This window comes from Thermoprotei archaeon (genome assembly GCA_038881895.1).
Classification (GTDB): domain Archaea; phylum Thermoproteota; class Thermoprotei; order Gearchaeales; family WAQG01; genus JAVZOV01.
Window position 1 is genome coordinate 250,800 of the sequence record JAVZOV010000003.1, and the last position, 6,021, is coordinate 256,820.

General features: G+C 34.9%; 11 protein-coding genes. 9 read left to right on the plus strand and 2 right to left on the minus strand.

Going from position 1 to position 6,021, the window contains the following annotated elements; genetic code table 11:
* Positions 1–17: 17 nt before the first annotated feature.
* Entirely contained in the window at positions 18–251 is a 234-nt protein-coding gene (locus QW128_06730; protein ID MEM3833267.1) for a hypothetical protein, read from the minus strand.
* 116 nt (positions 252–367) lie between these two features.
* On the opposite strand from QW128_06730, the gene QW128_06735 reads away from it, so the two are divergent.
* From QW128_06735 to argF, 9 genes are all read left to right on the plus strand, one after another.
* A complete protein-coding gene (locus QW128_06735) occupies positions 368–838 on the plus strand; it encodes a 30S ribosomal protein S19e (protein MEM3833268.1) in 471 nt (156 codons plus the stop codon).
* Entirely contained in the window at positions 835–1,188 is a 354-nt protein-coding gene (locus QW128_06740; protein ID MEM3833269.1) for a DNA-binding protein, read from the plus strand. Before QW128_06735 ends, QW128_06740 begins: the two co-directional genes overlap by 4 nt.
* A 5-nt stretch (positions 1,189–1,193) precedes the next feature.
* Positions 1,194–1,358, plus strand: coding sequence for a hypothetical protein (locus QW128_06745; GenBank protein ID MEM3833270.1), 165 nt, complete (start codon positions 1,194–1,196; stop codon positions 1,356–1,358).
* 3 nt (positions 1,359–1,361) lie between these two features.
* Positions 1,362–1,820 carry a 50S ribosomal protein L31e gene (locus QW128_06750; GenBank protein MEM3833271.1) on the plus strand — a complete coding sequence of 153 codons (459 nt, stop codon included), beginning with the start codon at positions 1,362–1,364 and terminating at the stop codon, positions 1,818–1,820.
* 13 nt (positions 1,821–1,833) lie between these two features.
* Positions 1,834–2,514 (plus strand): translation initiation factor IF-6, encoded by a 681-nt coding sequence (locus QW128_06755; GenBank protein MEM3833272.1) that lies wholly within the window; start codon positions 1,834–1,836, stop codon positions 2,512–2,514.
* A gap of 2 nt (positions 2,515–2,516) precedes the next feature.
* Positions 2,517–2,717: a 50S ribosomal protein L18Ae gene (gene rpl18a, locus QW128_06760; GenBank protein MEM3833273.1), complete on the plus strand. Its 201-nt coding sequence runs from the start codon at positions 2,517–2,519 to the stop codon at positions 2,715–2,717.
* Positions 2,717–3,121: a prefoldin subunit alpha gene (gene pfdA / locus QW128_06765; GenBank protein ID MEM3833274.1), complete on the plus strand. Its 405-nt coding sequence runs from the start codon at positions 2,717–2,719 to the stop codon at positions 3,119–3,121. Before rpl18a ends, pfdA begins: the two co-directional genes overlap by 1 nt.
* A gap of 17 nt (positions 3,122–3,138) precedes the next feature.
* Complete coding sequence (ftsY, locus tag QW128_06770) at positions 3,139–4,044, plus strand: signal recognition particle-docking protein FtsY (protein MEM3833275.1); 906 nt, start codon at positions 3,139–3,141, stop codon at positions 4,042–4,044.
* A gap of 146 nt (positions 4,045–4,190) precedes the next feature.
* Complete coding sequence (argF, locus tag QW128_06775) at positions 4,191–5,126, plus strand: ornithine carbamoyltransferase (protein ID MEM3833276.1); 936 nt, start codon at positions 4,191–4,193, stop codon at positions 5,124–5,126.
* A 384-nt stretch (positions 5,127–5,510) separates the two neighbouring features.
* Here the strand turns inward: argF and QW128_06780 are convergent.
* Positions 5,511–6,021: DUF3782 domain-containing protein (locus tag QW128_06780; GenBank protein MEM3833277.1), on the minus strand; the 511-nt coding region annotated here is incomplete at its 5' end.

Sequence of the window (6,021 nt, forward strand, 5' to 3'; positions counted from 1 at the left end):
GATAAAGTAATCAACCTCTATTTAAACCTGTCTGTCTCGAAACTGCTGACAACGGCAATAAGCAATACTATAAAGACTATAACTGCAGCAGTTAATGGCCTGTATATCCAGGATGCTAACAACATTACAACATAAACAAAACCGTATCCGATAAATATTAATGGAGCATTCACCATCGTAGTTACAGCGAATCCACTAATTATTACAAAGATTATGTTCGGAAATAATCTTTTGTAATTCATAGAATTCATAATGGATCATGTAACCTATCGCATGATAATTATTTAAGTGCTTCGATTATTGCATGAAAATATTAGAAGGAAATTTTATATAAGAGGGGAATTTATAATTCAAAGAGGAATGATAGATGCCCACAGCTTATGATGTTCCTGCCAGTGCACTGATAAAGGAACTCTCGGAATACCTAAAGGTAAATGTACCAGAGATAAAACCGCCTACATGGGCTTTATTCGTTAAAACTGGCACGTTTGCCGAAAGAGTCCCCACACAATCAGATTGGTGGTACACGCGTGCAGCCTCAATCCTTAGACAGGTATACATACGCGGACCAATAAGTGTTAAAACTTTAAGAATACTGTATGGCGGTAGAAAAAAGAGAGGCGCTGCGCTTGAACACTATAGACCAGGTAGTGGATCGATAGTAAGAAAGATACTTCAACAATTAGAAAAAGCAGACCTAATTAGAAAAACTAAGGAAGGGAGAGTTATAACGGAGAAAGGCCAAAGTATTATAGATGCTCTATCAACAAAAATATTGAAACAATTAGCACGTGAAAACCCTGAGTTCGTGAAATACTTAACCGTTAAATTGAGGTGATATTCTTGGATCTGTCATCTGATGAGTCTGAAATCGAAGAGATTAAGAGGAGAAAATTAGCAGAACTTCAGCGCAGACAAGCAGAGCTAGCAAGAATCCAAGAAGAGAAAGAACGTGAATTATTAGAGGCACGAAGGCAACAAATATTACGCAGTGTTCTTACACCAGAGGCAAGAGCAAGGCTAGAGGCAGTGAAGATGATTAAACCAGAACTTGTCATAGCGGTCGAAGATCAGATCATACAGCTTGCTCTTTCTGGTAGGATAAATTCTCCCTTAACAGAAGAACAGATCAAAGCACTCCTACGTGCTTTCCAATCAGAACGAGAGACTAGAATCATTAGGAGGTAAAAAAAATGGGCAGTATAAAAACACTTGGTATGAAAAAGAAACTTGCAAGAGCTGCTAAACTAGCTGATGCTGTACCAATATGGGTCTATGCAAAAACAAGAATTGGTGGAAAAGTGTTTAGGCAACACGCAAAACGACGTTATTGGCGCAGATCTAAAATTAAATTATAAGAGGTGATAATAACGTCACAAGAAAATAAAGAGAAAATAGAAGAAAAACAAACCAATACAACAGAATCCTCAGAACCTATAAAGCAAGTCAGTGAGACGAAGGAAGAAGAGAAAAAAGAAAGTGAAGAAAAGCCTAAAGACGAATTAAGAAAGAAATTAAAAGATCATTTCAGAGGGATAGAAGATGAAACGAAGATAAACATTAGAGAAGAACGTTTGTACAATATTCCATTACGTGTAGTTTATAATGTGCAAAAAACGATCAGAGCAGAAAGAGCTATTAGAGAACTAATACATTTTGTAAAACGACATACAAAAACTGAACATGTCTATATCAGTGAAAAAGTAAACGAAACCATATGGAAATATAGCATGGAGAAACCTCCAAGACATATAAGAGTTTTAGTTGTCATGACAGAGGAAGATGGTGAGAAAATCTCAAGGGTGCTCCCCGCCGAATAGGTGGGTGAGTTTCTTGGGTGGTGTTGTTAAAATGGGTTTCCGCAGTATCGATAATTTAGGAGTATACTGTTTTTCTAATGATCACTATACGTTAATATCAAACGATGTACCAGAAAAAGTAGTGAAAATCGTACATAACACCTTAGAAACTAAGGTTATAAGAATGACAGTGACTGGAACCACGCTTATAGGAGTTATGATCGCAGGTAATAATAATGGCTTATTAGTTCCCTATACGATCGAAGAACAAGAACTGACACTCCTGAGAGAGCTTTTTCCACGAGTAGAGATCCTTCCAACAAAAATGACAGCATTAGGCAATATAATATTAGCTAACGATTATGGTGCATTAGCACATCCTAAGCTGGAGTCTAAATCCATAGAAATCGCTGAAAAAGTGCTTGGTGTAAAAATTACCAAAAAAACCATCGCGGGTGTGCCGACTGTAGGTATAATGGGTGCCGTTAACAATAAAGGAATGATTGTGAATCCTAATACTAGCGAAGAAGAGATTAAGTTATTAAAGGAGATATTTGGAGTACCTATTGAGAGGGGAACCGTGAATAGAGGAAATGGTTATGTTAGGTTAGGAATAATCGCTAACTCACATGGAGTAATCGTAGGTAATTCTACAACAGGTTTTGAACTAGCGACAATTGAACGCGCATTAGGTTTTGTTACTAGAGGTAATTAAAAATGTCAGAAATCAAATTATACACAATCAAGGGACGTATCGCAAAGAATGCTCACAAGTATTATGTATTCACTAAAAAAATACGTGCGCTAAACAAGAATGATGCACTAGAAAAACTTTATTCAGTATTTGGGGGCACTTATAGTGTCAAAAGAAAAAATATAAAGATTGAAGAGATAATCGAAGAAAACGGTGAAGAATAATGAGCTCTGAACTTGAACGCAGTGCTGTTGAATACGAGTTCTATACTGGCCTTATAAATGAATACACACAGCAACTACAAACGCTCAACAACGTTTATACAAGTCTTTCTCTTACTATATCAAGCCTTGAAGGACTAAAAAAATCTAAAGACAACGTCGAGGGCTTTACCTCACTAGGAAGCGGCGCTTACGTAAAAGTAGTAGTACAATCAGTAACCAACGTTATAATAGGTATTGGTGCGGGAGTTTTCGTAGAAAAAAACATTGATGAAGCTATAAACATACTTAATAAAAGACTCGAAATAATAAAATCAAACATAGAACAATTACAGAAGCTTATAGAAGAATTATACGTACGTATAGCTCAATTAGAACGCAGAATAGCAGAACTAAGCCGACGATAATATTTAGGCTGGTCAATGTGTTTGAAGGCATCAAAAAAACTTTTAAAAAATTCACTGATACAATATCAACCAAAACAATAACCGAAAAAGAACTAGAGAATTATCTTTGGGAATTACAGATTGAATTGGCATCAAACAATGTAGCACTAGCAGTTGCTGAAGAAATCACAGAAAATATAAAAAAACAATTAACAGGAACAAAGATCCAACGCTTCAGTAACATAGAAAACTTAATCTACAACACTGCAAAAACTGTTATATTAAACATTTTTAATCAAGCAGGCAACTATAACCTAATAGAATCCATCAAAAAAGAGTATTCTAGCAAAACACCATTCACCATATTATTCGTAGGAGTAAACGGAGGCGGAAAAACAACAACAATAGCAAAAATAGCACATCTCTTAAAAAAACATGATTATAAAAGCGTTGTTGCATGTGCAGACACATTCAGAGCAGGCGCAATAGAGCAAATGGAACGTCATGCATTAGCTGTAGGTGCAGTAATAATAAAACACAAATACGGCTCATCACCAGCTGCAGTAGCATACGATGCAGTAGAATATGCCAAAGCACACTTCATACCAGTAGTACTAATAGATACAGCTGGAAGAATGCAAACCGATAAAGATTTATTAGAAGAGATGAAGAAGATACACAGAGTAGTGAAACCAAACGCTACAATATTCGTTGGAGACGCATTAGCCGGAAATGATGCATTAGATCAAGCATTAAAATTTAATAACTACGTACCACTAACCGGATCCATACTGACAAAAATAGATGCTGATGAAAAAGGTGGAACAACAGTATCAATAGTTTATGCAACAAAAAAACCATTACTGTACCTTGGAATTGGACAAAAATATGATGACCTGATAGATTTTAAACCTGAATGGTTAATAGAACGATTTTTTAAGTAACGTTAATTTTATCATAACAATGAATACCAAGATCAATAAAACAATGATCGAACCAACATATAAGAAAAATGAAACTTAGACGCACTTTCATTACATTCAGCGATGCGTTTATGAATAACTAGTATCTTTTAATATTTGGTGTTTATATGTTGTCACTTAAAGGCAGAGATTTTTTAACTATGATGGAATTAAACCCCGAAGAACTTTTAAATCTAATAGATTTCTCAATAAAAATAAAGGAAATGAGCAAAAAAGGTTTAATTAACTATAATTTATTAAACGGCAAGACAATAGCACTCATATTCCAAAAACCATCAACACGAACACGCGTATCATTCGAAGTAGCAATAAACCAACTCGGTGGAAAAGCAATTTATCTTGGCTGGAATGAACTTCAGCTTTCACGAGGCGAAAGCATAATGGATACAGCAAAAGTATTAAGCAGATATGTCGATGCTATAGTCGCTAGAGTATACAAACATCAAGACCTAATAGAAATGGCTGAACATTCTGAAAAACCAGTAATAAACGCACTTAGTGATCTTCATCATCCATGTCAAGCATTAGCAGATCTAATGACAATAAAAGAACATTTTGGTAAAATAAAAGGCCTCAAACTAGCATTCGTTGGTGATGGGAATAATAATGTAACCCACAGTTTATTGATAGCATCATCAATGACAGGCATGCACATCTCAATCGCATCACCAAAAGGTTACGAACCAGACCCAGAAATAATCAAAAAAGCAAACAACCATGCATCAATAAGCGGATCTAAAATATTGATAAGCAATGACCCATCAGAAGCCGTGAATGAAGCAGACATAGTTTATACTGATGTTTTTGTTTCCATGGGAAAAGAGAACGAACGAGAACAAAGACTAAAAACATTCAGAGACTTCCAAGTTAATGATAAACTTTTTAGTAAGGCAAACAATAATGCAATCTTTATGCATTGCGGACCCTGGCACGTAGGAGAAGAAGTCACCGCCAGCGTAGTCTATGGTCCCAAAAGTGTAGTCTATGATCAAGCAGAAAATCGATTACACACAGAAAAAGCATTACTATCACTATTATTATAACACAACCTATAAAGTTTTAGCCGCGGAGAGTGTCAAAATTAAGAATCTCTTTTTCAAAAACAAATAGGCCAAAAAATATTAAGTTTTAATCATTTATCTTATAAATTTAATATAGAAATACTTGATCACAGAATCACAGTTAGCATATTATGCATTAATGTTAGATCATAATCCCGCAAACTATATGGAAGAATATAAAATGTTATGAAGCGAGTTCGTGCTTTGAGAAACTTAAATACTACCAGATCATTTTTTGAAAAGATTTTTCATAAAATGTTTTTGATATCATACTAGAAGAATGAATTATTAATGGTTTTTGCACGTCCTTTCTTGACTAAGGTTGTGATGTATTAGAATTAATTTTATTACCCAAAACAATAACTATTATTTTATTATTATCTCAATCCCGAAGTTTTTTGCTGTTTGTAGTGCTTCTTCTTCGGCGTATGGTGTTATAACTAGTTTTCTATAAGGTTTTTTTCCTGTTATTTTTTCATAAAATTCGGTCTTTCTCTTGAATAATATTACGTCTGATATTCTGATGTATGATTTTATTTCAATTAAAATAATCTTATCATCATGGACTGTCACATCGATTTCCACATCTGAGGGATATTCATGAACATAGCCTTCTTTATCGTACTCTTTCCATCTCACTACACTGTAGCCGAACTCTTTTTCGATAATCTCTCTGAGCCCTGCTCTAAAGGCATCCTCACTCATTATACCCCATCTAGCACCGATTGCTGTTAAATGCATATCCACACGCTCAAAACCCCTCATCATATCCTCTCTAAGTTTATTCATGTCTTCTCTTAATCTTATTAGTTCTTGCTCATGTTTTATCAATATTTCATCGTGTCTTTTGAATCCCTCTATCATGTCTTGTCTAAGT

What these genes read in the sequence shown, in the direction of transcription:
- QW128_06730 (MEM3833267.1), bottom strand. Translation starts at nt 251, where the DNA reads ATGAATTCTATGAATTACAAAAGATTATTTCCGAACATAATCTTTGTA.
- QW128_06735 (MEM3833268.1), top strand. Translation starts at nt 368, where the DNA reads ATGCCCACAGCTTATGATGTTCCTGCCAGTGCACTGATAAAGGAACTC.
- QW128_06745 (MEM3833270.1), top strand. Translation starts at nt 1,194, where the DNA reads ATGGGCAGTATAAAAACACTTGGTATGAAAAAGAAACTTGCAAGAGCT.
- rpl18a (MEM3833273.1), top strand. Translation starts at nt 2,517, where the DNA reads ATGTCAGAAATCAAATTATACACAATCAAGGGACGTATCGCAAAGAAT.
- pfdA (MEM3833274.1), top strand. Translation starts at nt 2,717, where the DNA reads ATGAGCTCTGAACTTGAACGCAGTGCTGTTGAATACGAGTTCTATACT.
- argF (MEM3833276.1), top strand. Translation starts at nt 4,191, where the DNA reads ATGTTGTCACTTAAAGGCAGAGATTTTTTAACTATGATGGAATTAAAC.